Annotated in this window: 23 protein-coding genes and 1 pseudogene; 12 read left to right on the top strand and 12 right to left on the bottom strand. The window is 57.1% G+C overall.

Features of this window, described 5'->3' with window-relative positions:
- Window positions 1-30 precede the first annotated feature (30 nt).
- The 4 genes and pseudogenes from RSAL33209_RS13220 to RSAL33209_RS20110 all read left to right on the top strand — a co-directional run bounded on the left by RSAL33209_RS13220 (window position 31) and on the right by RSAL33209_RS20110 (window position 3,563).
- Window positions 31-1,710, top strand: coding sequence for a dolichyl-phosphate-mannose--protein mannosyltransferase (locus RSAL33209_RS13220; RefSeq protein ID WP_114597654.1), 1,680 nt, complete (start codon window positions 31-33; stop codon window positions 1,708-1,710).
- Window positions 1,711-1,725: 15 nt separating this feature from the next.
- Window positions 1,726-1,983, top strand: a complete 258-nt coding sequence (locus RSAL33209_RS20100) for a hypothetical protein (protein ID WP_411740976.1) — start codon at window positions 1,726-1,728, stop codon at window positions 1,981-1,983.
- Window positions 1,964-2,990, top strand: a pseudogene (locus RSAL33209_RS20105) (AMP-binding protein); the annotation flags it as partial. The gene RSAL33209_RS20100 and the pseudogene RSAL33209_RS20105, both read left to right, overlap by 20 nt.
- A gap of 90 nt (window positions 2,991-3,080) precedes the next feature.
- The gene (locus tag RSAL33209_RS20110; RefSeq protein WP_425313888.1) at window positions 3,081-3,563 is read left to right on the top strand and encodes a hypothetical protein; all 483 of its coding nucleotides are present in this window, start codon (window positions 3,081-3,083) and stop codon (window positions 3,561-3,563) included.
- 20 nt (window positions 3,564-3,583) lie between these two features.
- Here the strand turns inward: RSAL33209_RS20110 and RSAL33209_RS13230 are convergent, their stop codons facing one another.
- Entirely contained in the window at window positions 3,584-4,690 is a 1,107-nt protein-coding gene (locus RSAL33209_RS13230; protein WP_012246373.1) for a TIGR01906 family membrane protein, read from the bottom strand.
- Window positions 4,691-4,753: 63 nt separating this feature from the next.
- Window positions 4,754-5,746 (bottom strand): stage II sporulation protein M, encoded by a 993-nt coding sequence (locus tag RSAL33209_RS13235; protein ID WP_012246374.1) that lies wholly within the window; start codon window positions 5,744-5,746, stop codon window positions 4,754-4,756.
- A 75-nt stretch (window positions 5,747-5,821) separates the two neighbouring features.
- Here RSAL33209_RS13235 and RSAL33209_RS13240 point away from each other — a divergent pair, with 75 nt between their 5' ends.
- Window positions 5,822-6,511 carry an RDD family protein gene (locus tag RSAL33209_RS13240; RefSeq protein ID WP_012246375.1) on the top strand — a complete coding sequence of 230 codons (690 nt, stop codon included), beginning with the start codon at window positions 5,822-5,824 and terminating at the stop codon, window positions 6,509-6,511.
- 140 nt (window positions 6,512-6,651) lie between these two features.
- Here RSAL33209_RS13240 and RSAL33209_RS13245 read toward each other — a convergent pair whose 3' ends face one another.
- The 4 genes from RSAL33209_RS13245 to RSAL33209_RS13260 form a co-directional block, all read right to left on the bottom strand.
- On the bottom strand, window positions 6,652-7,920 hold the full coding sequence (locus RSAL33209_RS13245) for a L,D-transpeptidase (RefSeq protein ID WP_049758999.1): 1,269 nt from the start codon (window positions 7,918-7,920) through the stop codon (window positions 6,652-6,654).
- Window positions 7,921-8,112: 192 nt separating this feature from the next.
- Window positions 8,113-9,579: an adenosylhomocysteinase gene (gene ahcY / locus RSAL33209_RS13250; RefSeq protein ID WP_012246377.1), complete on the bottom strand. Its 1,467-nt coding sequence runs from the start codon at window positions 9,577-9,579 to the stop codon at window positions 8,113-8,115.
- A gap of 8 nt (window positions 9,580-9,587) precedes the next feature.
- A complete protein-coding gene (locus RSAL33209_RS13255; RefSeq protein WP_012246378.1) occupies window positions 9,588-9,803 on the bottom strand; it encodes a Trm112 family protein in 216 nt (71 codons plus the stop codon).
- Window positions 9,804-9,917: 114 nt separating this feature from the next.
- Entirely contained in the window at window positions 9,918-10,313 is a 396-nt protein-coding gene (locus RSAL33209_RS13260; protein WP_169305783.1) for a DUF3499 domain-containing protein, read from the bottom strand.
- Window positions 10,314-10,411: 98 nt separating this feature from the next.
- Here RSAL33209_RS13260 and RSAL33209_RS13265 point away from each other — a divergent pair, with 98 nt between their 5' ends.
- The gene (locus tag RSAL33209_RS13265) at window positions 10,412-10,900 is read left to right on the top strand and encodes a metallopeptidase family protein (protein ID WP_012246380.1); all 489 of its coding nucleotides are present in this window, start codon (window positions 10,412-10,414) and stop codon (window positions 10,898-10,900) included.
- Between the two features lie 14 nt (window positions 10,901-10,914).
- Here RSAL33209_RS13265 and RSAL33209_RS13270 read toward each other — a convergent pair whose 3' ends face one another.
- The 3 genes from RSAL33209_RS13270 to RSAL33209_RS17220 are packed head-to-tail and all read right to left on the bottom strand — an operon-like array spanning window position 10,915 to window position 16,584.
- Window positions 10,915-12,606 (bottom strand): DUF5719 family protein, encoded by a 1,692-nt coding sequence (locus RSAL33209_RS13270; RefSeq protein ID WP_012246381.1) that lies wholly within the window; start codon window positions 12,604-12,606, stop codon window positions 10,915-10,917.
- Window positions 12,599-16,003 carry a glycosyltransferase family 2 protein gene (locus RSAL33209_RS13275; protein WP_012246382.1) on the bottom strand — a complete coding sequence of 1,135 codons (3,405 nt, stop codon included), beginning with the start codon at window positions 16,001-16,003 and terminating at the stop codon, window positions 12,599-12,601. The genes RSAL33209_RS13270 and RSAL33209_RS13275 overlap by 8 nt, the downstream gene beginning before the upstream one ends.
- 11 nt (window positions 16,004-16,014) lie before the next feature.
- A complete protein-coding gene (locus RSAL33209_RS17220) occupies window positions 16,015-16,584 on the bottom strand; it encodes a WhiB family transcriptional regulator (protein WP_012246384.1) in 570 nt (189 codons plus the stop codon).
- A 300-nt stretch (window positions 16,585-16,884) separates the two neighbouring features.
- Between RSAL33209_RS17220 and RSAL33209_RS13285 the strand changes: the two genes are divergently transcribed.
- A complete protein-coding gene (locus tag RSAL33209_RS13285; protein WP_041685810.1) occupies window positions 16,885-17,619 on the top strand; it encodes a TIGR03089 family protein in 735 nt (244 codons plus the stop codon).
- A gap of 72 nt (window positions 17,620-17,691) precedes the next feature.
- Here RSAL33209_RS13285 and RSAL33209_RS13290 read toward each other — a convergent pair whose 3' ends face one another.
- Both RSAL33209_RS13290 and RSAL33209_RS13295 read right to left on the bottom strand, forming a co-directional pair.
- The gene (locus RSAL33209_RS13290; protein ID WP_041684816.1) at window positions 17,692-18,237 is read right to left on the bottom strand and encodes a GtrA family protein; all 546 of its coding nucleotides are present in this window, start codon (window positions 18,235-18,237) and stop codon (window positions 17,692-17,694) included.
- A gap of 125 nt (window positions 18,238-18,362) precedes the next feature.
- Window positions 18,363-18,842: a GtrA family protein gene (locus tag RSAL33209_RS13295; RefSeq protein ID WP_049759000.1), complete on the bottom strand. Its 480-nt coding sequence runs from the start codon at window positions 18,840-18,842 to the stop codon at window positions 18,363-18,365.
- Window positions 18,843-19,034: 192 nt separating this feature from the next.
- Here RSAL33209_RS13295 and RSAL33209_RS13300 point away from each other — a divergent pair, with 192 nt between their 5' ends.
- Genes RSAL33209_RS13300 through RSAL33209_RS13320 form a run of 5 tightly spaced genes read left to right on the top strand, consistent with a single transcriptional unit; the run spans window position 19,035 to window position 24,538 of the window.
- Window positions 19,035-20,210, top strand: coding sequence for a 5-(carboxyamino)imidazole ribonucleotide synthase (locus tag RSAL33209_RS13300; RefSeq protein ID WP_012246389.1), 1,176 nt, complete (start codon window positions 19,035-19,037; stop codon window positions 20,208-20,210).
- The gene (purE, locus tag RSAL33209_RS13305) at window positions 20,211-20,783 is read left to right on the top strand and encodes a 5-(carboxyamino)imidazole ribonucleotide mutase (protein ID WP_012246390.1); all 573 of its coding nucleotides are present in this window, start codon (window positions 20,211-20,213) and stop codon (window positions 20,781-20,783) included.
- Window positions 20,780-22,369 carry an LCP family protein gene (locus RSAL33209_RS13310; protein ID WP_012246391.1) on the top strand — a complete coding sequence of 530 codons (1,590 nt, stop codon included), beginning with the start codon at window positions 20,780-20,782 and terminating at the stop codon, window positions 22,367-22,369. The genes purE and RSAL33209_RS13310 overlap by 4 nt, the downstream gene beginning before the upstream one ends.
- A gap of 9 nt (window positions 22,370-22,378) precedes the next feature.
- Entirely contained in the window at window positions 22,379-23,584 is a 1,206-nt protein-coding gene (gene manA / locus RSAL33209_RS13315) for a mannose-6-phosphate isomerase, class I (protein WP_012246392.1), read from the top strand.
- Window positions 23,585-23,590: 6 nt separating this feature from the next.
- Window positions 23,591-24,538: a lipid II:glycine glycyltransferase FemX gene (locus RSAL33209_RS13320; protein WP_012246393.1), complete on the top strand. Its 948-nt coding sequence runs from the start codon at window positions 23,591-23,593 to the stop codon at window positions 24,536-24,538.
- Window positions 24,539-24,567: 29 nt separating this feature from the next.
- Here the strand turns inward: RSAL33209_RS13320 and glpX are convergent, their stop codons facing one another.
- Complete coding sequence (gene glpX / locus RSAL33209_RS13325; protein ID WP_012246394.1) at window positions 24,568-25,602, bottom strand: class II fructose-bisphosphatase; 1,035 nt, start codon at window positions 25,600-25,602, stop codon at window positions 24,568-24,570.
- Window positions 25,603-25,740 lie beyond the last annotated feature (138 nt).

Consider the following 25,740-nt stretch of genomic DNA (forward strand, 5'->3'; position numbering starts at 1 on the left):
TGCACCGCGCACCAAGCGACCCCCGGTAGCATGGGCAGAATGAGCCAGCATCTCGACGACCGCGTGCCAGCAGCGCAACCAGCTGAAGCCCGGCCAGTCACCCGCGGCAGCTGGCTTGCCCGCCCGAGCACGGTCTACGGTTTCCGTGCCCTGCAAAGGCGTCTACAGGGGCCACGCTGGCGCTTCCTTGAGACTCCGCTTTCACTGCGGCTCTGGTACTGGTTGGCGCCCGCGCTGATGGCTGCGATTGGCGGAGTGCTCCGGTTCGTCCGATTGGGTGAGCCAAAGAGTTTGGTCTTTGACGAAACGTACTACGTCAAAGATGCCTATTCCTATCTGATCAGCGGTTATGAGCGCTCCTGGGATAAAGACCCGAACCCGCGTTTCAACGTTGGCGATTTCTCTGGGCTGCAGAGCGGACCAGAATTCGTTGTGCATCCACCAGTAGGCAAATGGTTGATTGCCGCTGGCATGCAACTTTTTGGCCCAGACAGCACCTTCGGCTGGCGCTTTAGCAGCGCCGTCGTCGGTACGCTGTCCATCTTCATCGTTGCCTTATTGGCGCAAAAGCTGTTCCGGTCCACCATTCTCGGCGCTGTCGCGGGGCTCTTTATGGCGGTAGACGGCCACGCAATTGTGCAATCGCGGACCTCGCTATTAGACAACTTCGTGATGTTCTTCGCGCTGCTGGCCTTCGGTGCGTTGGTGATGGACCGCGACGACGGTCGAAAACGACTCGCGCGCCGCCTCGCCCGAAAAATGGCCGATGAACCGGACAAGGCTGGCTCACGGCATCTGCTCTATGGGCCTTGGCTCGGCATCCGCTGGTGGCGGATCGCCGCCGGCGTGGCGCTAGGTCTCTGCCTGGGTAGCAAATGGTCCGGATTGTTCTTTATTGCCGGTTTTGGTCTGCTTACCGTGTTTTGGGACATCAGCGCGCGACGAATCGCTGGCATTCGCTACTGGTTCACCGGCGCCTTGCTCAAAGACACTCCGATTGCCTTTGTGACGATTATTCCGGTGGCTTTGGCAACGTATGTGGCGAGTTGGACCGGCTGGTTGCTCTCCAGCGATGCGTACAACCGAAACTGGGCAGATTCCAATTCCACACCCGGTTGGGACTGGGTACCGGGGCCGCTACGTTCGCTCTGGAACTATCACCAAGCGATGTACTCCTCAGGGCTCAGTATTGACTCAGACCATCCTTATAAAGCGAATGCTTGGTCGTGGTTTGTGATGGGCAGACCCACCTCTTTTTTCGCCGAATATCCCGATAATCAATGCGGTGCGGCCAAATGTGCCCAGGTGGTAACTTCGCTCGGTAACCCCTTGATCTGGTGGGGTGGTGCGGCTGCTTTGGTGTTCCTCATCGGTTACTGGATCCTGCGCCGGGATTGGCGTGCGGGCGCAATCCTTTGCGGATGGGCCGTTGGCTACTTGCCTTGGATGATGTACCCCAGCCGGACGATTTTCTTCTTTTACGCGATTGCCTATGAGCCTTACATGATCTTGGCATTGGTGTTCTGCCTCGGACTCGTCCTTGGCAAGGCCGAAGATCCGCCCTGGCGAAGGCAACAGGGCATGGTGTTAGTCGGATTCTTCGTGGTCTTAGTAGTCCTTGTCAGCGCCTTTTTCCTGCCGTTGTGGACCGCTCAGACCATTAGCTACGACGACTGGCGCTCGCATATGTGGATGCCAAGCTGGATCTAACTGTTGAATAGAAACATGCACGCAACAAACCGTGAAGCCAGTACCGAGCTCCTCATCGATCTGCCCGCTGAGTCTAATGTGACAGATCTGCTCCTAGAGCGGGTTGCGGCAGATGCCGATGCCATTTTGTACGAACGAAAAGTCGACGGCGTCTGGACTCCGGTGAGCGCTGGCGAGTTCAGCGACCAGGTTCGCGGGTTGGTCATAAGGACTAATTGCTTCGGGCATTGCCCCCGGCGACTCCGTCGCGGTGATGTCCAGCACCCGTTATGAATGGACGGTGCTGGACTTCGCGATCTGGTTCGCTGGTACCATTACCGTGCCGATTTATGAGACGTCTTCCGCGAGCCAAGTGGAATGGATCTTAGTTGATTCTGGCGCGCGCCTCGTGGTGGTTGAAAATGCTGAAAAACTTGAACTCGTCCGCACGGTTGTGGGCGAATCGGCCCTTTTGGTCCAGGGCCCTGTTTCGCTGTGGTGCATTGACGACGACGGCGACTCCCCGCACCTGGGCGGCCTGACCGCCGTCGGCCGTGGCGTCTCCGACGCCGAGCTGGAAAGCCAGCGTAGCGTCGCTGAGCTCGGTTCTGTGGCGTCGATGGTCTATACCTCTGGCACTACCGGTCGGCCGAAAGGCTGCCAAATTACGCACGGCAATTTCGCTTTGGTAGCTAAAAATGTGATTCCGTTCTTGCCGGAGGTTCTGGCTGCGGGGCCCTCGCGAACTTTAATGTTTCTGCCGCTAGCCCATTTATTGGCGCGCGGTTCAGTTGGTTTGTCTGACCGCTGGCACAACGTTAGGTCATACCGCCAGTGTGAAGGAGTTGCTCGTTGACCTGAGCAGCTTCCAACCCACCTTCTTGCTTTGCGTGCCACGGATCTACGAAAAGGTCTTAGAAGGTGCAGAACAAAAAGCTCAAGATTCCGGTCGAGGCAAGGTATTCGAGGTTGCCTTGCGCACCGCCATCGACTACTCCCAGGCGCTCGATGCGCAGGCTCGTCAAGCAGGCAGTGGCCCCGGGCTGGTGCTGCGCCTGAAACACAAGGTTTTTGACAAGCTGGTCTACGCGAAGCTTCGGCAAGCTTTTGGTGGAAAAGTGCACTACACCGTCTCCGGTGCCAGTGCGTTGGGACTACGCCAGGCGCACTTTTTCCGAGGTGCTGGCGTGATGGTGCTTGAAGGCTACGGGCTGACCGAATCAACGGCGCTGTGCACCGCTAACACCCCAGAACACACCAAAATTGGCACCGTGGGAATTCCGTTACCCGGCACCACTATCCGCATCGCGGACGATGGTGAAGTACTCATCAAAGGAATCGGCGTATTCGCTGGCTACCACGCTAACGAGGCAGCAACGGCTGAGGCTTTTGTGGACGGATTCTTCCGCACCGGCGACCTTGGCACACTTGATGAGGATGGTTTCCTCACTATTACGGGAAGGAAAAAGGACCTCATTGTTACCGCCGGCGGTAAGAACGTCTACCCGGCTCCGCTCGAGGATGCCCTGCGCGAATCGCTGCTGATCTCGCAAGCCGTTGTGGTGGGCGAGGGTCGGCCGTTCATCTCGGCACTGCTCACACTCGATCCGGACGCGCTGGATCGCTGGAATGCACAGCACGGCAGCTCGGTATCAGCCCAGGCCGCGATGGATTCTGCCGAGCTATGTGCTGAGCTTCAACTCGCCGTAGACAAGGCAAACCAATCCGTATCAAGGGCGGAATCGATTCGAAAGTTCAGCATACTGCCAGAAGATTTCAGCGTCGAGTCCGGGCAGCTGACGCCTTCACTAAAAGTTAAGCGCAATGCCGTCATCAGCGATTATGACGGACTGATTGACGAGCTATACCGCTGAGACAGCACTGAACCGAACCCTTAGAGGGCGGCGCGGCGGCCTTGCGGACGACGCTTGGCCGCGGCGGCCAGCTCACGACGGCGTTTGGTTGGCCAACTAAAGGCGAACGTCAACGAAGCCACCAACAAGACTAGGACTCCGATGGTGCCGCCGGAATCTGTCCAGAATTGTTCTGGAAAGAGTCTGATCAAAGTATCTGATAGCCGGAACGTCCAAGTGCCATTGGCGAAGAACAACTGGTGGAAGTCGGTAAAGAAACGCTCCCAGCCGAGAAGCGCGAAGACTCCTAGGCCAATAATGATGACTAAAGTCGCCGCGGATCCGGCAAACAAGCTCCGGCGTACCCCACCGACGCTGCGTTTCGCGAGATAAATAATGCCGACGATCATGGCAATCAGCAGCACCAGGCCGGCAAGCATCGCAATCATGTAGACGCCTTTGACATCCACCATATGGCTGACTTCGCCGGAGCCGAAGAGCGGACGACCATCGCTGCCTACTAAACCGGCCAAATACTTAGGGCCGGTAAAATTGTTGAGGTAATCAACTGCGTAAGAACCGTAAGTAACTCGTTCTTCGGTGTTAAAGCCAAAACTGTCCGCAGGGAATCCGGGGCGGTTGTATTCAATCCAGGCGAAAAGCGGCATCGCAATAACGCGGATGGCTAGCAACAACAAAACAAATGGAAAAAATACCGCGACCAGAATCTGCCAGAATCTCGGCAAAATCGCCTTGGTTTCAGCAGCTTGCGCCCGTTCCGCGTGCCGACGATCAACCTCGTCCTCGGGCGGTCGAACCGCCAACATCGTTGTCTCGGTAGGGACTTCCGTTTTTAGCGCCGCCGGTAAAGTGCTTGCCGGGCGCATCGGTTCCACGGGCTGGCCCGGCACTGGCGGTTTCATCTTGACTGGCTCAGCAGGAGCGACTGGCTCAGTGAGCTGATTTGAAGCAGGTACTTCCGCTGGTTTGGCGGCCTTTGACAGGCCAGCGCTCATCCAGTCAAAAGCCGGCTCCGGCTTTTGTGCAGTATTTTCCGCGGCCAGATCTCGCGCCAGTTCTTCGGCCGAAGGCACTGCGGCTTTCGACTTTTCAGGCTGGTCGGATGTCGGCTTTGCTTTTTCACTCACACTGCGAGGTTACCGCCAGGCGGCTTAACGACCTGGTTGCCACCCCGCAAAGAGCCAGATTCCCTACCGAGTGGGCAGCACTGCTCCAACGTCTTGCTGCGCCAAATCGCCGCGAACGCCCGCTCTGAAGGCTCGTCTGCCCAGAATCAGCGTATAGCACCAATACCCGGCCAACACTAACGCTCCGATAGTGATTTTCGCCCAAACTGGCAATGACGACGGCGTCACGAAGCCTTCCACAATGCCCGAGACCAGGAGCACCAATACCAGGCCGAAAGCCACGGTCATAAGCGACCGTCCTTCTTGGGCAAGCGCGGTCAGCCTGCGCTGCGGGCCAGGGGCAACCCACGACCAGAAGATCCGCAACCCCGCCGCAGCAGCAATGAAAATCGCGGTAAGTTCCATCAGACCATGCGGCAGAATGTAGCTGAAAAAGACGTCTCCCCGGCCGTAGCTGAACATCACGGCCGCGGCCATACCGGCGCTTTCGGCGTTGCCGTAAATCGCATAAGGCACCCAAAGCCCCGTGACACCAAAGGCAACACATTGCGCAGCAATCCAAGCATTATTAGTCCACACTTGTCCGGCAAATGATGCCGCCGGGTTATTTGAGTAGTAGTCTACAAAGTTCTTTTCGGCGTATTGTCGCCACTGCGCATCGCTGCCCATGGCACGCAACACATCGGGATTACTACCCGCCCAAATGCCGTAGAAGGTCGCAATCAAGAGGAAAACAGCAGCTACCACAAGCGTGAGCCAGCGAATCCGATAAAAGGCTGCGGGAAGGGTTGCCACAAAGAACACAGCAAGGTCTTCCAGCGCGTTGGAGTGCGCTCCGGTGAACTTAGTCCGCGCGCTGGCCAGTAGCGTCGACAGCGACGCAGAGAGCGCACCCTCGGGTGCCACTGAGCGCACCAGCGAGAGCTGGCTCGAAACGGATTGGTAAAGCCGTAACAATTCATCGGCTTCTTCGCCGTTCAGCCGTCGCTTGGCACTGAGCTGTCTAAGCCGCTCCCACTCTTGGCGGTGTACTGCGGTGAAGGCATCAAGATCCACACCCCTACCCTACTGGCAGAGTCCCAGCTCGCTCCATCATGGAATGCGGCACGCTGTTCACATAGGCTGGTGCTCATGACATCAATCGTCACGGGCGAGGCCGTGGTTCTAGAACTACGGCCAGCGTCTTTTGCTGCGCGCGCGTTGGGCACCATTATTGACATGATTGGCTCGATTATCGCACTGTTGTTGACCGTGTATCTGGTTTTCTGGGCGTTTCGAAACATCGATCGGGCCGCGGCAACCGCGATTGTGCTGAGCTTAATGGTGTTATTCATGGTGGTAGTGCCAGCAAGCGTCGAGACCATCACGCGCGGAAAGTCATTGGGCAAGTATGCAATGGGGCTGCGGGTTGTGCGCGACGACGGCGGCGCTATCCGATTCCGGCACGCATTTATTCGCAGCATCGTAGGTTATTTGGAGCTGTACCTCACGATTGGTTCAGTCGCGTTTTTATGCTCACTATTCAACGAGCGGTCGAAACGCCTCGGTGACATGTTGGCGGGCACCTACGCAATGCGCGAACGAGTCCCCTCGGCGCCAGTGTTGCAACTCAGTACGCCAGGCTATTTGCTCACCTGGGCAGAGCACGCTGATATCGGCCGCCTTCCGGACGGTCTTGCGCGGAGGATCTCTCAGTTCATGTATCAAGCGGCAAAAATGGCACCCGCATCGCGAGAGCTGCTTGCGCGGAACCTGGCCCAGGAGGCCTCAGCCTTTGTTTCGCCGCCACCGCCGGCCGGCACGATGCCGGATGCTTTTTAGCCGCGCTCAGCGTGCAGCGGCGGGATCGAGACTATCGCCGAATGATGACGTCAAAGGCGCGTGCCCAAGTTCTGAGCACGCGCCTCAACAGATTGCCTTTTGATTCCTAAACCCGTTTCTGGGCTGGCGAGATTATTGGTTTAGCCGCGGAAGGCGTACTGCGCCCACGGGATATTCCAGTCACCAAAGCCGTCATCCAGATCAGTCTGAGGGCCTTCGGTATTTATTACCTGAACCGGGTCACCGGTTGTCATGGTGTCAAAGAGCCAGGCTGCGTCATCTGGGCCCAACCCAACGCAACCATGTGAAATATTAGCCACGCCCAAACTGGCGTAACCACCAGGTGCCGTCTGATGCACGAATTCACCACTGTTGCTGATGCGAATTGCATTAGAGACGTTCAGCGTGCCGTAGTAGGCCGGGTTACCGGGCTTCAAGCCGATGGTGTCAGCTTTGAATACTGCTTCTTTCTGCTTGTCCATCATCACCAAATAACCTGCAGCAGAGGGGAAGCGAGTGTCGCCCATAGTCACTGGCATGGTTCGTACCAATTGGTCATTGATGAAAAGGTTTGCCACATGGTTGGTGGCGTCGGCAACGAGAACGCGCTTATCGCCAACATTCATGATCATCGTCTTATTAAAATTGCCAATTTGACCGTTGCCAAAGTCCACCCCGAGCAGCTTAATATCGATCGTGACTACGCTATTTGCGGTCCAAAACGCCTCAGGGCGGAATCTCACCACCTTGTCACCGATCCAACGGAACGCGCCAACCTGCCCTGCCGAGGTGGTGATCTTAATGGCATTCTCGACGGCGACTTTATTGAGCACCGGTTCGCTGAAGGTCAATTGGACAGGCTGGCCCGCCCCGATGTTGCCTCCGTCGCGGACGTAACTCACCGCGTCTGCCTCATTCGCGGCCGGCACTGTGCTGAAAGACTGGGTTTTGGAAGTCTCTCGGTCCGCGGCGTCAACACCGGTAAAGGTGTAGTTGTAACTAGTGTCGAAATTCAGCGGACCGGTGGCGGTCCAGGTGGACTTATCTGCACTGAGCGTGCCAGGTACTGCGAGACCGGTCTTATTGTCGATCAAGCTAACTGTTTTGATCGTGCCATTGATCGCTTTGATCACGGCAGGAGTTACTGGATTAACTTGAACTGCACCGTTAGTCGGCGTGGTACCCCACTCAATCGGTTTCGCGTCTGCCGTTGGCTTTGCCGATGTGTTCGCGGAAGAGTTTTGCTCGCTGGCATTGATTTTCGCATTAGCCCACGGCACAGCAGCCACGGCACCAATGCCACCTGCACCTACAACGGCGCAGATCGCTACGATGACACCGATCTTCCAGCCCTTGCGGCTCTTTTTGCCTTGTTCAGTGTTACTCGAATTCCCTGAACTTTCCGACATCCTGGCTCCCAGCTTTTCCCACCTCGATTGCCCGACTAGCGCGTCGCACAAGTACCTAACTCAGTCGATACGACTATTTGAGCAGCCGAACGATGCAACTATTTTATCCTGCAGATGGATCTAATAGTGACAACAGCAGGCTCAGACCGGCAACGAATTCCTGTGCATCCGCTGTGAAGCTTGAGCTACGGCTTAGTAGCGGTACTGGTCCGCTTTGTATGGTCCGGCAACATCAACGTCAAGGTATTCAGCCTGATCCTTGGTCAGCTCACTCAGCTCGACGCCGAGCGCGGCCAAATGTAGTCGAGCGACTTTCTCGTCCAAAATCTTCGGCAGGACGTAGACCTGTTTTTCATACTCGCCGTCGCCATGTTTAGTGAAAAGCTCAATTTGCGCAATCGTCTGGTTTGCGAAGGAGTTACTCATAACAAAGGATGGGTGCCCCGTAGCGTTACCCAGATTAAGCAAACGACCTTCCGACAGCACAATGATTGAGCGCTCGTTCTCGCTACCTTGCTCAAACACCCATTCGTGCACTTGAGGTTTGATCTCAACCTTCTGCACGTTGGCAACCCGGGCTAGGCCGGCCATATCGATCTCGTTGTCGAAGTGGCCGATGTTGCCAACAATTGCTTTGTTCTTCATCGCTAACATCTGATCCGCCATAATGACGTCCTTGTTCCCGGTAGTGGTGATGAAAATATCGCCCACCGTGAGAACCGAATCGAGTTTCGCCACTTGGTAGCCGTCCATCGCCGCCTGGAGTGCGCAAATCGGATCGATTTCAGTGACTATTACCCGAGCCCCTTGGCCCCGGAGCGCCTCAGCAGCACCCTTTCCGACGTCGCCATAACCGCAAATGACCGCAACCTTGCCGCCGATCAAAACATCCGTTGCGCGGTTGAGGCCATCCGGAAGCGAATGCCGGATACCGTATTTGTTGTCGAATTTGCTTTTGGTCACGGAGTCATTGACATTGATCGCCGGAAAAAGAAGTTTGCCTTGCTCCGCGAGCTGGTACAAGCGATGTACGCCAGTGGTGGTTTCTTCGGTGACGCCTTGGATTTCTGCCGCCAACCGGGTCCACTTCTGCGAATCTTCTACCTGTGCTGCCCGCAGAACATCCAGAACGATGCGCCACTCTTCGTTATCGTCCTCGGTTGCCGACGGAACTCCACCGACTGCCTCGTATTCAACGCCTTTATGCAGCAGCATCGTTGCATCGCCGCCGTCGTCCAGAATCAAGTTCGGGCCAAGCTCCGGATTCTCCGCCGCGCCCGGCCAGCTCAGAATCTGCTGAGCAGTCCACCAGTATTCTTCGAGCGTTTCACCTTTCCAGGCAAAAACTGGCACTCCAGCCGGAGCGTCAATGGTTCCGCTTCCCACCACGGTGGCTGCTGCAGCCTCATCTTGGGTGGAAAAAATATTACAAGAAGCCCAACGAACTTCAGCTCCGAGAGCCACTAGCGTTTCAATGAGCACTGCGGTCTGCACAGTCATATGCAGTGAGCCAGCAATCCTGGCACCCTTGAGCGGCTGGCTCTCGCCAAACTCGGTGCGCAATGACATCAAGCCAGGCATTTCGTGCTCAGCAAGCCGAATCTGATGCCTGCCGGCTTCGGCAAGTGAAATATCGGCAATCTTGTAATCGAAAGACATGTTCTTCCTTAGGCCTTGATGTTGCTGGTCTGTTGACTCGGAGCGTCGTTTTCCGGGAGCTGTCCCGGGAGTAGGATCGCGATGCCGTCTTCAATCCGATAATGCAAAGGAACCCCCTCTGGGCCCGGGGAATCGCTAACCAGCTCATGCTGCCCCTGCTGCAACCGGGATCCGGTCACCGGGCAGCGCAAGATGCTCAACAACTCTTTTTGCAGGTGGGACATCTGGCTCCTCGGGGCGCGACTAACTCTTCGTCGTTTACAGCCTACTGCGCGCGTGCTGGTGGCTCAGAATCGAGACGGTCAGAGTCGAGTCTGCCGAAATATTGCCGCGCCAGCTCAGTCGCGCAAAATCCGTAAATGACCGCGTCGGTTCGCGTGGCTCGGCCGCTCTTGACCCGCTACCGGCGGTTCAAGCGGAGCACGATTGGCACGTTGAAATGAGGCTTGCTCATCTTCAGTTGGCTTTGCCGCTTCACGGACGGCATCTGCCAAGGCCAGTAAATCATCAGTATTTGGCGGCGGCGGAGTATCCGGCATAGCTAGTCGGAGAACTTCCCATCCCCTTGGCACGGTAAGCCGGCCAGCGTGCTCGGCGCAAAGGTCGTAGCTATGCGGCTCGGCGAAGGTGGCTAATGGACCCAGAACCGCAGTTGAATCGGCATACACGTACGTCAAAGTAGCTACCGCTGATTGCTGGCAGCCGGACCGTGAACACTGACGCATCTTTCCCACGAATAGGTAGCCTACCGCCCCGCACCGACACCTGGCGTCATCAAGCCGCTTTACACACAATGTCGCCTTCACCGGCACCAAAGGACTAGCATCGAATTATGCAGCAAGGATGGCAGTTCAGGCTCTCTGAAGAAGCCGGTAAGGCCGCGGTCGGAAAGAGCTTCAGGTCTCGACGGCGAGACCGGCACGGGCGCGGACTTCGCGGCCGACTGGTGTTGCCGCCATTACCTGGTGCGCGCACCCGTTCCGAACGATTCGACGACCTTGTGGTCGAATCTGCCGATCGGCTGCAGGACATTTGGGGTGGCACGCTGGATCGGGTTCAGTTTGCGGTCGATGAGATTCCGGGTGGTTTAGAGGAGCTTTTAGCTTTGCGACAGCCAGCGCCGATGGCATCGCTTCGCTCCGCAGACAAAGACAGTCCAGTAACGATCACCGTTTACCGCAGACCAATAATGCAAGCCACTGAAGGCGATGAGGAGCTGCGCGAAGCGGTTCACGATTCCGTTGTTGAACAAGTAGCCGTGCTGTTGAACCTCACGCCTGAATCAGTGGATCCCGCCTACGGCCGAACACGCCGATTCTGAATCCAGCTTGGACCTCAATAACCCAGCGCAACCTTAAGGCTTTGCGCGCTGGGCGCGCTGCGTGGCAGCCCTAAGATCGCTAAACCGTTGCCGTCAGTCTGGCTCAGTACCTGTGCACCGTAAACCGGATCTCCACTAGCGGAGACTAAGAATCCAAGCACGGGTCCACCGCTAAGCTGCGCCGGATCTACCACCACGGTGCTGCCACCAGGAACATCTAGGCTCTTTGCTGGCTGAAACGTTCCATCGGTGCCGATCGGGGTCAGCGAAAGCTGACCTTTACCGGCTGGAGCACCAAAGCTGATTTTGCTCGGCGCGCCAGCTGGGAGCACCAATAATTGGTTATCTGTCAGCTTCAACGATGCGCCGGCATTCGCAATATCAACAGGGTCGGCAGCTTTCGAGCCGCGAACACTACGAACCGTCGCGGTAATCGCCGTTTGCGCGCTGACTTGCACCGTATAAGTGCCAGCGGGCAGTCCACTCAACGGCAGTTCAGTCACTGAACCTGCCTTTGCGGTAAATACGCCACCATTGGGTAGGTTTGCTTGCCCGCCCTGACTAAATACCTGCACTTGAACAACTGAGTCGCTGGCACCGGGGACTGCTACTTGGAGCGCCGTCTGGGCATCTTGATAACCTGCTTGCCCGGCGATATCGCTAGCCACCGTCGGGTCCAAAGTCTGCACTCCGGTAATGACTTGGGCTTGGTTCGGTGCGGCCACCGGCGTCAAATAATCCACGCCGCCAGGCGTTAGCCCGCGCAAGACAGATTGCTGGATTACTGCCGAAACCGGCCCACCATTAGATTTCGCATGAACCGCCAGATCTTTTTGCCCCGCGGCTAGACCAGCAAGGACTATTGAACGTGAGCTGCCCGCCGGTACCAATAAGCCCTTGCCGCCGGCCGCCTGCACCACGCCGTTGCTGCCAAACAGGTCTAAATTGACGGTAGCCGCCGTTGCGGAAGAATTTGCCAAGGTCAGAATCGCGGTACGGCCAATATCAGTGCTGGTACCGACCAACCACAAGTCATTTGCCGGAACCTGACAACTGGCCGCAGCAAGGCCGCGCAAGTCGCCGTCGTTCGAGGTGTAAACCTGCACCGCGGCGGCAGGGGTTCGCTGCTTAGCGACCGGATCTGCCCGAAGCACTGTAGGCCCGGAAACATCAAAAGAGCCCAGTATCGCTGCCTTGCCAGGGCTTGGTGCCGAGCCCGGCTCCGGAGTTGGAACCTCAGCAGGCTGTTGCGAGATCGAACTCAACATTGTCGATCCAGGATCAAGCTGAGTCAGGGCGCTATTGGGCAGTATCGCTTGTGGGTTCGCACTTACCAATGCGCTGATCTGAGTTTTCGCGGTGGTTGATGCCGGCGAGAATTGCGGGTCGGTGCCGTCACTGCTGCCTTGCGGAAGTTGTGCTGGTCCTGGGCAGTGGGAGATTGACTGACCGGCTGGCAGGTTCGCGGATTGAGGTTCAATGGCCACACTTGCCGAATTCCCGGGCGCAATGGTTCCAGCCGCTACTACCGCGCCGGCGACAACAACAATGCCAACTCCGGAAAGCACCCCGAATACGGTCCGCAGGCCAGAGCGCTTGCCAGATTTTACTTTGCTTCGGTCAGCGCGCCTTTCGGTTTTCGCTTCAGAGGCGGATTTAAGTGGTTCTTCTGGAGTTTCAATCGGAGCGTTACTCGGCTCAGTCATCGTCTTCATTCCCATCAAAGGCTCTGCGACCTTTTCGCGATTTCGAGCTGGACTGGTTCGCGGACCGTTGGACGGTGGCGCTCTGAGCCGCTGATTCCCGCTTATTGGCGTTTTGCACTACGGCAGCCCGACTGACAGCAGCGCGTGAGACGCCACTACGACCCGCGGGCAAGGGAATCGCCAACAACAAGGTCAGCGCTAGCAGCGCTATTTGCACGACTGCCCACAACGGTGCCCAGGGTTGTTCATAGCGCACCTCAAGTTGGCCGCCCTCGGCAGGAAGTTGGAACGCTTGTGCCCAGCTACCAGCGATTTCCGGCGCCGCAGCGGAGGAAAGTTTGCGTCCGTTGAGCCACGCTGTCCAGCCAACATCAGCACGCTCGGCGAGGATTAACAGCCGCCCTTGTTGCCCAGCCGCTATCGTCGTATCGATGCTGGTAAGCCCAGACGGAACGAAACTTAGTGTGCCGCCCTTGCCGTCATCTATCCGAACTCGGGCAATCGTTTCGGCCGCTGGCGCACCACTCAGCAGTGTGGGAGTAACTCGCCATAACCAGCCTTGATCGGTTGGACCTACGGTAGCCAGTCCTGGAACCCCATCTATCTGGCTAGCGAGGAGCTCGGCTTGAGTGTCGCCACGGTGCAAGACGATAAAGCCCACGTCTAGGCTAGTCAATATTGGCCTCGGATCGACCCCAGTCCCGGCCACAATTGTTGCTACCGCAGCCCGAATTGATGCGTTTACCGGATCATCACCGGAAATCTTTTCAGCCCCGGGCAGCCCGCTAATCCCTTGCGCGGCGGCAATGCTAGACAGCGAATCCATTGAAGTGCCTGCGCCGCGAACCAACGCCGCGTCCACGCTGCCGTCTTGATTCGCATCGATTACCAATGACCGGCTTCGATCCGGGCCCAAGCCACGATCAGTCGCCGTGGCTGGCAAGCTGCGCACAGTAGAACTTTGTAGCTCGGTACCGCCATTCAGATTCTGATAAACCCACATGCTCAGCGAAGCTATCGGCGAAATGATGAGCAAAACTGTCAAGATGCCAGCAACAGTCCGAGGCAATGCCCGGCCCTTAGTGGGGTTACCGGAGACGCTTGCCGATCGCCAGCCTTGCACGGCATCGAGCGCAATTGTTGCCGAACCGAGCAAAGCGAAGGCCAGCACTGACAACGCTGGCCCGCTAAACGGGGTGACTAGCGCGTCTTTTCCGGTCGACGTGCCAATATGGCCTACTAGATAGCCCAGCACAAGCGCAAAGATGCCAACCAGCCAAAGCACTCTGACCGTGGCGGAACGCTTATTTGGCCAGACCAACGCGCCAACCGCAAGCAAGACCAGCGGCGCGCCAATAATCAGCACGGCCAACCAAGCCCACGGAATACCCGCTGGCAACCAACTCATTCCCGGCAAAGCCGCATCTGAGCCGATCACCAGTGGTTGACCCAAGAGCTGCTGCCAACTAGGTGCAATGTTGAAGGCCAACGGCACACCAGGATCTGCCAAAATCGCTCTGGGCCTGTCCAAAGTGGAAATAATGAACGGCACAAATAGCGCCGCGGTGGGCAACAGCGTCCACCACAACGTTCTAGCCCGCCGTCCGCCAAAGACCATGAAGAGCACAACTAAGATGATGGCCAGCGGCAAGAGGCTTGGCGCACTGGCCGTCAACACGGCCAAACCCAGACCGGCTGCAGCGGCCGCGGTCCAAGAGATCCGGCCAGCAATACCGGGTTTGCCAGTAGGTAGTGCCGCAGTTAGCGCTGGATCAGCGCCCCGGCGGCTTTGCGCGGCACCCATTGCACGAATGAAGCCGAAAAATACCCACGGAATAATGACATGGGCGATTAAAGCGCCAAGCCGCCCCTGACCGAGCGCCAGCAGAAACATCGGCGCACCAGCCCAGACAAACGCGGCCAAAACTCGTGGCCAACGACTGCGAATCAACGCGCCGGTGCAAAACCAAGCGCCTAGGCCGGCCAGTGGCAGAGCTAAGAGAATCAGCCAGCCAACCGCGGCTGAGCCGTTGCCCAAGCCCAGCACACCGAGTACGCCAAGTACGGCGTCGAAGGGCTCGCCATGGCCGGGCCAACCGCCACCTAGACCAATCCACCAACTCACGGCGTTATGCCAAATATCGCTCAGCGCACTCGACAGTGGGAGCAGTCCGCCACCGCTGATCGCTTCAGCTCCGATAAATCGGAACATTGACACAACGGAAATTGCGGCCAAAACGATGACTACCAATACAGCGCCAGCGCCCGCCCACAATCTGCGCGAAGTTGCTATTGCGACAAAATCATCGTTTGCATCACCGCTGGGCACGTACTCGCCCGCGCTATCCAGCAGATCCTCGTCACGGCTTTGACCAGCGCCGGTGAGCGCTTCGAAGAGCGAACGCCGATAACTTCGTACGTCTCGACTATCGATCTGCAGGCTTTGAATAACTGATCGGGAGACTCTGCGGGTGCGGTTAGCACTGGAGCGTCCGCGAATGATCGCTCCTGGCCGCAGCAGCGCGGCAAGGGTAGCGACAAACTGTCTGCCGCCGTGGCCAGGATCTTTGAAGAGAATCCCGGCGAATAGCCGATACAAACCGCCTAATAATGCGCCAATCCAGAGGAAAGGCACCTTCCACCAGCTGGCATGTTTTAGCCGTAGGTGTACTTCTGCTTTACGCGCGGCAATATCAGTACTCAGACTTGCTGGCCGATTCCGCACGTGCGACATCACGGCGCCAGGAACTACTACCACTCGATGCCCGGCAAGCCGGTTGCGCAAGCAAAGGTCAACGTCGTCGCCAAGGCCAGGTAACGCTGGATCGAAGCCAGCCAATTCTTCCCAAACATCACGCCGCACCAACATGCCGGCGGAATTTACCGCGAAAACGTCGCTACGCGCGTCGTATTGGCCCTGATCTTGCTCGTCCAGCTCGATCATGGTGAGGCGTTCGCCCCAGCGGCTAGTGCTGAGGCCAACGTCAATAAGGCTGCGGGAATCATCCCAATCAACTTGCTTACAACCCGCAATAGTTACCGACGGCGCTCGTTCGACGGCGTGCAATAGCTCCGCGAGCGCCTCAGGGGCCGGTGCTGAATCATCATGGAGAAACCAGAGAAATTCGGTTTCCGCGGCCGGGTTAGCTGTCCGATCGCGAGCGGTGGCTCCAGCTAAAGCAGCACGAACCGCTGCGCCGAAACCGCCTCTAGCTTCAGTCGAAATTGTGTTCTCAGTGCCAAGCGAGCCGCTCAGAAGCTGTACCGAATTATCTGAAGAGCCTGCGTCCACACCGATCAGCCGATCAGCTGGCCGAGTTTGGCCCTGCAAAGCAGCTAAGGTCCTGGGTAAATACGCCGAGCCGTCGTGGCTTACCACGACGGCTGTGACGCGCATTGCTTCAGAAATCAGACTGCTCGCTTCCGCAACCGACGACGCTCTCGCTCGGACAGGCCGCCCCAGATACCGAATCGTTCGTCATTGGACAGAGCGTACTCGAGGCACTGCGCCCGAACGTTGCACGAGACGCAAACTTTCTTCGCGTCGCGAGTCGAACCACCCTTTTCTGGGAAAAATGCTTCAGGGTCAGTCTGCGCGCATAGCGCGTCAGTCTGCCAGGAAAGTTCCCCCTCATCGGCCGGGTCAACCATGGGTATGCCAGGAAGGCCGATCCAAACGGCCTGATTTGCGGTCCCGGTAACTTCGGCTGGTCGATCAAAGCTCAGCTCGGTCTCTAGGGCCTGCGAATCAAGTGCCTCGTGCGCGGCAAGAAAAGCCGTTGCGGTGTCCTCGAGGGACTCAGCCTCGGCGCTTCGATAGCTTTCGGCAGCCTGCGGATCCGCTGGATCAACGTACCAGTCCCCCGGTACGCCACGGGAGCGATACAGAGATGCTGCCTGCGCTTCCAGCGCAGATTCTTCCTCGAAGGCTCCGGATAGCCCATTCGGAGAGGTATTACTACGCTCCGCTTGTCCCATGATGGTCCTCCTGGTTTCGCCACGGCTGTGTTGCTTGGTGATGCTTTTGGTATGGCTTCGGTGCTATTTGCTGAAGTTCTCTACCGTGGCTTTCGTACTCTAATTACAACGGTGTAATACACTGCCCGTCAAGCGGAACTGGGAATTTTATCCATAACTCGGAGCTTTTCGCTTTCACGCCACGCCCGGGAATTTCTCAGCTAAGCGGCGTGTTGCCAGTGGCTCGGAACCTCAGTTCGGCGCAATATCCTTGATCAAGACCCCATAAAAACTCTGCTGCAGATGACGAAAGAGTCAGCCATGAACAACATTGATACCTTGCTGCATGCTTTCCGGAGCCAGGATCCAGGATCCCCCCGACTGACTTGGTACGGGCCAGATAGTGAGCGAATCGAGCTTTCGGGCAAGGTATTGGACAACTGGGTTGCAAAAACGGCGAACTTCCTCACCGAGGAATTCGACGTCGGCCCAGGGACCAGTTCCGCCCTAGAGCTGCCAGCGCATTGGAAGTCATTAGTCATCGCGCTGGCCGCCTTGGCTTGTGGCAGCACTGCTCAGTTCATCGCCCCCGCCAATGAGGGTGCACGAACTGGCTCATCAGAGACTTCAGTGTGGTTCGTCACCGAAGAAGCCCAGCTCGCTAACGCACAGGATCAGGCCGACGTCGTCGCCGTCGCACTGCCGGCCCTCGCGATGGCATGGCCGAGCGATTTACCGGATGGGGTTTACGACTTTGCCGCCGAGGTCCGGATGTTTGCGGACGCCTTCAACCGGTTCGACGACCCGGGACCTGGCCAGCCGGCGCTCCGAAGCGAGGCCGAGACCTATAGCTTTGCGGAACTGTCTGGTTTCGCTAGCACGGCCGAAAAGCTCGCTGGAAACAGAATCGCGCTCTTTGCTTCCGCGGGTCTGGCAAAGACTGCAGTCGCGGCGCTCGGTATCTGGCTGGCCGGCGGATCAATTGTGTTGTTCTCGGATGAAACCTTGGCAACTGAGAAAACACTGGCCAGCGAACAAGTAACCAATCAAAAATAACGCTGTAGCTACACCGCAGCTACACCGCACCAGTAAGGCGCTGCTGGTTAACTGGTTTTTCGAGGTGTCGGGCTATTTTTTGGAGTTGTTAGGGCTGGCGGTAGTTGAGCCGGAGACTTCGGCGTGGTGCCCTTCGATCAGTTCATGATCATTCGCGAACTCGGGATCTTCGTCGAGCTCGGCAGTAAAGACCCAGAATCGATAGGCGAAGAATCGAAAGATTGTGCCCAAGATCAAACCGACCACGCTACCGGCGATAAACAGGCCGACTTTACTATCAACGCCAAGCCAGTATTTGGCCACGAAAACGCACCCGGAGGCAATCAGCAGCCCAACGCCGTTCATAATCGCGAACAGCACCGCTTCGCGAACAACATTCGCTTGTTTTCGGTGCCGGAAAGTCCAGTAACGATTGGCAACCCAGGAGAAGACACTGGCGACAATTGTTGCGATTGCTTTGGCCCAAACTTCGCTGCCATGCAGCGGTCCAGAAAAAAGCCAAATAAAGATTGCCGAGTCAATGACAAAAGCTATGCCGCCGACGACGCCAAACTTAGCAACTTCGCGCCAGAATAGGCCTACTAGACCACGTAAGAGCTGCATTATTGATTGAAGCATGACCCTCCACGGTCGAGCGAAAAACAGCCCGACTTCTTGGGCCAACCTCCTATTCTACCTTGAATCCGTGCCAACCCGACCTGGAGTAAGAGGTTCTAGCCCGTCGTTCGTGGCATTTCCTTCGATCAGTTCTCGGTCTTTGGCATACCCAGGTCCCTGATCAAGTTCCTCTTTGAAGACGAAGAATCGATAAGCGATGAACCTAAAATGGTGCCTAAAATCAGTCCGATCACGCCACCGGAAATCAAATCTGCAGAATAGGTCTGAAACCCTAAAACGTAACGGGAAATAAACTGGCAGGCCACCGCGATACCCATCCCAATGAGGCTCATCAAGATGAAGACTGCGAACTCTCGCCAAGGCTGCTGCCCACGTCGGTGCCGAAACGTCCAGTACCGATTAGCAAACCAGGAAAAAGTATCGCGATTGAGCTGGAGATGACTCGCGCCTTGATCGTGCTGCCATTCATCGGGCCAAAATGCAGCCAAGTTAAAGATGCCGTTGTCGACGACCCAACCAAGTCCACCGACAACGCCGAATTTCGCAACTTCACGCCAAAGCAGCGCAACGAGGGCGGCGCCCCGTTGGAAGATGGAACTTTTCATGACCCTCCATGGATCTACAGTCCGAACCGTTGAACTGTTCGGACTCCCCAGGATCCGCCCGACATACTAAACGCCAATATTACTCGCGAACCCTTGTCCAAACTGTGTAAAGACTGTTGAACTTGAAGCAAATCAGCTACATCGACGCGCCGAAAAACGTCTCCGCCGAACATACTCGGTACTCTTTACCTTGTGACTTTTCCAGTAATCGGTGTTGTTGGCGGTGGCCAATTAGCCCGAATGATGGCCCCAGCGGCAATAGAACTCGGTATTGAACTTCGAGTGCTCGCCGAGGCTTCAGACGTCTCTGCAGTGCCAGCAGTCAAGCAGACCCCCATTGGCGATTACCTAGATATCGAACAACTTCGAGCCTTCGCGCAGGGTCTTGATGTACTTACTTTCGATCATGAGCATGTGCCTACTGAGCATTTGGCCACCCTTATCGCCGAGGGCGTCAACGTCCAGCCCGGCCCTGAATCTCTCATCCACGCACAGGACAAGCTCGTCATGCGCGCCGCAATCGACAAGTTGGGCTTGCCCAATCCGGCTTGGGCCGCCGTCGAATCAGTACAAGAAATCGTCGACTTCGCTGAGCTGCACAGTTGGCCCGTCGTGCTGAAAATGCCGCGCGGCGGTTACGACGGAAAAGGCGTCAAAATCCTTGATTCGGCTGCGGACGCAAGTGGCTCGGCAACGTGGTTTGACGCGATGAGTCCGTTGTTAGTTGAAACCAAGGTGGCCTTCAGCCGAGAACTATCTGCGATGGTCGCTCGCCGGCCCAGCGGCGAAGCTGCCGCTTGGCCAATCGTTGAATCGATTCAGGTCGATGGCGTCTGCGATGAGGTAATCGCCCCCGCCCAGGATCTGGACCCAGAAATTGCCGAACGCGCCCAGCACACTGCGCTTCGGCTTGCCGACGAACTCGGGGTCACCGGAGCAATGGCGGTTGAACTTTTTGAGACCCCTGGCGAAGGCCCCGGCTTTGTCATCAACGAATTGGCCATGCGACCGCATAATTCTGGCCACTGGAGCATGGACGGAGCTCTGACCGGTCAATTTGAGCAGCATCTACGTGCAGTAGCCGATCTTCCGCTGGGCGATCCTCGACCACTCGCTGAGCTCACGGTCATGAAAAATATCCTCGGAGGAGCGAATCTGGACTCTTTCAGCGCTTATCCTGCGGCGATGGCCGCGCAACCGGGCGTCAAAGTGCATCATTATGGCAAGGCGGTAAGACCGGGTCGCAAAATTGCGCATGTCAACGCGCTGGCCTTACCCGGGGAATCATTAGCATCCGTGCGGGCACGAGCAGAATCAACCGCATTAGCGATTAGAGATGGTCACGAGTCAAGGAAAGCGAGTTCCTAAATGGGCCAGATTGAGCAGGCCAATTCGGCAGCTTTGGTAGGACTCGTTATGGGTTCAGATTCAGATTGGCCGGTGATGGAAGCAGCGGCAGCGGCGTTAGATGAGTTTGGGATTCCCTTTGAAGCTGACGTCGTCTCAGCTCACCGAATGCCGTTAGAAATGATCGAATACGGCCGTTTAGCGCAAGAACGGGGGTTGCGAGTGATCATCGCAGGTGCAGGTGGGGCGGCTCACCTGCCCGGGATGCTTGCCTCTGTGACTACTTTGCCCGTCATTGGGGTACCGGTGCCGTTGAAAACCTTAGATGGTATGGATTCACTGCTATCAATCGTGCAGATGCCGACCGGAGTGCCAGTTGCCACTGTATCGATCGGTGGTGCCAGGAACGCGGGTCTGCTTGCGGTCCGAATTTTAGCTAGCGGACGAGACGCACTTGCTCAGCGCTTGCAGCCGAAATTAGCTGATTTCGCCCTGGATCTGAACCAGCAGGCAACTGCAAAGGGCGCCGCTTTACGGGGACGGGTTGCGCAAGCATCTCCGTCCGCTAGGTCCGCGGCGGAAGGTACCGAATGAGTTTTTCCTCACCAGGAGTCAACAAGAGCTCCAAACGCCCGCCGGTACTGACTAATCCGGTTCGCTACCCGCAATCGGCCAACGCTCCGATGCGTGCCAAGCGGGCATTTTTACTCTTGATATTGAGTCTGTTTATTCCGGGCAGTGCTCAAGTTGTTGCCGGAAACCGAAACCTCGGTCGGCTCGCCCTGCGCGTGACCTTCACGGTATGGACGTTGGTCATAGTGGCCATCATCCTTGCCTTGACCAATCGCGCGCTGGTTTTTAGCATTCTGACCAACCCCTTTGGCTCGCTATTGCTGATCGCCATTTTGGCGCTCCTTGCCATTGGCTGGGCTTACGTCTTTGTCGATAATCTTCGGGTCATTCGACCGGTGCTTCTTGCCCCCGGTATGCGGATCGTTGTCGCGGGCGCCGTCGCGGTCCTCATGGTGGTAACTTCTGGCAGCCTGGGCTACGCCGTCTGGCTGGTGAATTCTGGTCGAAGCGCAATTGGCAATATCTTCTCGGCCTCGGGCCCAGATATGTCTCCGGTTGATGGCCGTTACAACTTCCTCGTGATGGGCGGCGACGCTGGCGCGGATCGCGAAGGTCGCCGTCCAGACAGCATCATCGTGCTGAGCATAGATGCGCAAAGCGGCAAGACCGTAACCATCTCGATTCCGCGAAATCTACAAAATGCGCAGTTCAGCCCCAATTCCCCCATGCGTTCGGTCTACCCGAATGGCTACGACTGCGGAAATGACTGCATCATTAACTCGCTCTACACCGAGGTCGCACAGAAATATCAAAAACTCTATCCGGGTAAAAAAGATCCTGGTGCCCAGGCCATGATGGATGCGTCTGGCGGCACTCTTGGCCTCACCATTCAGGGTTATGTACTGATTGATATGGACGGGTTCTCGGAACTTGTTGACGCGCTGGGTGGCGTCAAAATTAACGCCGGTGGTTGGGTGCCAATCAGCGGCGCGGCAACAGATGACAACGGCGGCCATTTGCCGCCAGAAGGTTGGATTGCGCCGGGATTACAAACACTCAATGGCAAGCAAGCGCTCTGGTACGCCAGGTCTCGACAATGGGTAACTGATTACGCACGAAGCCAACGTCAACAATGCATTCAGCAAGCAATTCTGAAGCAAATGAACCCGGCAACCGTGTTGACTAAGTTCAACGACATTGCAAATGCTGGCGCTCAAGTGATCGAGTCAGATCTGCCCCAGCAACAACTGGGTAGCTTCTTGGACCTTGCGATCAAAGCCAAGAACTTCCCGCTCGATCGCCTGACAATTGGCCCGCCTGACTTCGACACTAATTTCCCGACCTACCCGGATTTCCCGGCGTTGCAGAAGCGAGTAAAAGACTTGATCGGGGGCAAAGCCGCTGAATCCGTTTCTAGCGACGTCAATGCACCACCGGCCGCACCTGATCCCGGATCAGCGCAACCTACGGCACAGCAGCCGCCAGCGCAGCAGACCCCTGCCGGGCCAACCTTGACGGAAGATTATCTACAACGTCTAGCTAAAGCGGGAGCCGAAGACACCCTGGTCTCGCTGCTGTCTAATAATGGCAATTGCTCACCCGGATAGGGAGCCTTCATGTATAAATTGGACAATGTGCTCCGACCCTATGCTTGGGGTTCGACGACGGCGATTGCTGAGTTGCTTGGCCGCCCGGCCTCTGGCGGGCCTGAGGCAGAACTCTGGTTCGGCGCTCATCCAGGAGCGCCGTCCATTGCGAAAACTCCGCAGGGCGATATTAGTTTGGGCGAGCTCATCAATGCCGACCCAGCCGGCACCTTAGGGGCCCAGTCGCGTGCAGCATTTGGCGATCGACTGCCCTATTTGATGAAACTCCTTGCTGCGGGCCAGGCATTATCTCTGCAGGTTCACCCGAGTTTGGCGCAAGCCCGACTGGGGTTTGCCGCTGAAGAAGCTGCTGGCGTGCCGCGCGACGCTGAAAATCGCAATTATCGCGACGACAACCACAAACCTGAGATGATCTTTGCCCTCACGCCGTTCGATGCGCTCTGTGGCTTTCGGCCCGCCGCCGAATCGGCGTCGAAATTTGACTTACTCGCCAAGGCAACGGCGAACTCAACGCTGGCGGAAATTGCCTCGATTCTGGACTCCTCGGCCGCGGATGCCTTGCACCAGGCTTTTGAACTGCTGATCAACGGTGGGCTGGCTGTTACCGAAGCCTTGGCGGCCGCGCTAGCTTGGCTTTCGGACCGGGACGACCTCGATCCCGCGCTGCGTACTGTCGTCAAACTTTCCGCTGGCTACCCGGGCGACCCCGGAGCACTTATCTCGTTGCTGCTCAATTTGGTTCATTTAGAACCCGGCGAGTGCTTTGCAATGCCGGCCGGCAATGTGCACGCGTATCTGCATGGCCTAGGTGTTGAGGTGATGGCCGCTTCGGATAACGTGTTGCGCGGCGGACTCACTTCCAAGCACATCGACGTCGCAGAGCTACTGCGCACTATCGATTTTCGCGCTTTGCCCGTGCCGCTTGTTGAAGCAACAGAGACCTCGTTGGGCCAGCAAATCTTTGCGGCTAATTTTGCCGAGTTCCAATTGCAAAGGATCTCGATGGCCGCCGGTGCAGCACCGGTGCCACTCGCTCAAAACGGACCATTATTAGTTTTGCTTGTGGACGGCTCCGCACTACTAGATTCGCAGCGCGGCGACCTTGCCTTAGGGCGGGGCGAAAGTGCTTTCGTTTCAGCCGTCGAGGAACCGGCGATATTGCATTCCAGCGAGGGCTGTTTGGCCTTTGCTGTCAGCACAAGTTTGCGGGGATAGTTCGCGGTGGAATTCTTTGTACAAAGTCCGGCTTGGGTCGTCTTTCAGCGCAGCTTGGGCAGATCCGTGCACGAGCTACACGGCGAGGGCTGGCGCTTCCTGGCTATTGAGGAGAGCAATCCCGCGGGTAAAGTGCTCTACCTGCCTTATGGGCCAGTGGCGGAGCGTCTCGACGCCCTGGACGCCGCACTAGCGGCGCTGCGACCACTTGCCAAAAAAGTCGGAGCTGTTTTCATCAGGCTTGAACCAGCAACGTTGACCTTACTGCCGGAGCAGGCGCGAGCGGCTTTACGCGCGCGCGGAATGGTGCCGGCACCGGCCAATCAACAACCTGAGCTGACCAGCATTATCAAGCTTGGCTCCGATTTATCGCCAACGTTGGCGCAGATGAAACCTACCAATCGCAATTTGTATCGAAACATTGCCAAAAAAGGTGTGACTTTCAGGTCCTCGCAGGACCCAGCGGAGATCTCAATCCTGCTCGGCTTCCTCCATGAGACAGCACAGCGCAATGGCTTCAAGCCACAAAGCGATAGCTATCTCACCCAGGTTGCGGCAACTCTGATGCCCCTTGGTGCGGTCACTCTCTATTTGGCAGAGCTCGACGGCGCGCCAATCGGGGCCGCGCTGGTTTACGATTCGGCAGACACCAGAGTGTATGCGCACGCCGCCCTGGCCCATGAACACCGTAAGCTCAGCGCAGGAATCCCTCTGGTGGTGACTCTTATCGCGGAAGCACAGGCAAAGGGGCTTAGCCAGGTCGATCTCTCCGGCGTGGCTCCTGAAGGGCAGCCTGAGCATAAATGGGCGGGCTTCACCGCGTTCAAAAATTCCTTTGGCGGGGAGCTCGTTGAATTCCCCGGAACCTGGGATTTACCGGTAAATAGACTGCGTTACAAGGGTTACCAGCTTGCCAGAAAAGCTCGCAACAAGATCAAAAAGCTGCGCGGCTAACCCAGCCAATCTGGCGCTCTTGATGCTGTTTAGCCGCGGGCGTAGGCGTCCCATTTGCTAGCGTGGTGCTCGGCATCGACAAATCGAACCGTGCCCGATTTCGAGCGCATCACAATTGACTGGGTAACTACCCGGTCTTTGGTGTAGCGCACGCCGCGGAGCAAATCGCCGTCGGTAATGCCAGTAGCTGCGAAGTAGCAGTTATCACTGGTCACCAAATCATTAGTGGAGAGCACTCGGTCCAAATCATGCCCGGCGTCGAGAGCTTTCTGCTTCTCATCGTCCGAGGTCGGCCATAGCCGGCCCTGAATTACGCCGCCGAGCGCCTTGATAGCGCACGCGGCCACAATTCCTTCCGGGGTGCCACCGATGCCCATGAGCGCGTCGACGCCGGTGCCGGAGCGGGCCGCAGCGATTGCACCGGCCACGTCACCATCCATGATGAAACGCGTGCGTGCCCCAGCTTCGCGGATCTCCTCAACAAGCGGCTGGTGCCGGTCTCGGTCCAGAACCATCACGTTGAGTTGGTTGACCTTGACGCCTTTAGCTTTGGCAATCAGATGCAGGTTTTGTTTGACCGGCAAACGCAGGTCGACCATGTCTGCGGCTTCCGGACCGGTGACCAATTTCTCCATGTAGAAGACCGCGGAAGGATCAAACATCGTGCCGCGCTCAGCAACTGCTAATACCGCCAGCGCGTTGTTAATACCCAGGGCCGTCAGCCGGGTGCCGTCGATCGGGTCAACTGCAACATCGCATTCAGGACCGGTGCCGTCGCCAACTCGTTCGCCGTTGAAAAGCATCGGAGCTTCGTCTTTTTCACCTTCGCCAATGACCACGACGCCGTTGAAGTGCACGGTATCTAGGAAGGAACGCATCGCGTCAACCGCGGCGCCGTCAGCTTTGTTTTTGTCGCCGAATCCGACCCAATGACCGCCGGCGATCGCCGCGGCTTCGGTCACCCGGACTAGTTCCAAAGCGAGATTGCGATCCGGCTCATCTTCGCCCACGGCCAATGAACGGGAAAGTGTCGAGTACTGGGCTTCTTCGGGCAGAACAGTCACGGTGCATCCTCATCGTTGAGCTCATCGTTGAGCAGGTTCATCGTCAAGTCGATACCTACAGCATATTTTGCTAAAGCTGCTACGGCTAACTGAAGTGACGAGCGATACCTCACACTCTGGTCGAAAAACTTGCTGAGA

Origin of the sequence: Renibacterium salmoninarum ATCC 33209 (assembly GCF_000018885.1) — a bacterium.
GTDB lineage: Bacteria > Actinomycetota > Actinomycetes > Actinomycetales > Micrococcaceae > Renibacterium > Renibacterium salmoninarum.